At 57.6% G+C, this 255-nt stretch carries 1 protein-coding gene; it reads left to right on the top strand.

The window, feature by feature from the left end:
- Positions 1 to 110 precede the first annotated feature (110 nt).
- On the top strand, positions 111 to 255 hold a 145-nt coding region (locus tag F3J20_RS31780), incomplete at its 3' end, for a transposase (RefSeq protein ID WP_167285847.1).

Here is a 255-nt window from a genome sequence, read left to right as displayed (position 1 = left end):
AACCTCAACGAAGACGCCGAATAGATTTGAGCAAGCCCGAAACATCGTTGAACCCAGCATTGCAAAAATGGGGGCGACCATAGATTCTGACTAACAACAAACAGGAAGTGATGGAAGTGTTGACGGGCCCGGAGCGTCGGCGGCGCTGGACGGCGGAGCAGAAGTTGGCGATGGTGCGGGAGAGCCTTGAGCCGGGGAAGTCGGTTTCGATGGTCGCGCGCCAGCACGGCGTGAACCCGAACCAGTTGTTCCACT

Origin of the sequence: Paraburkholderia sp. Cy-641 (genome assembly GCF_011752945.1) — a bacterium.
Classification (GTDB): Bacteria; Pseudomonadota; Gammaproteobacteria; order Burkholderiales; family Burkholderiaceae; genus Paraburkholderia.
This window is presented reverse-complemented; position numbering and strand designations above follow the sequence as displayed.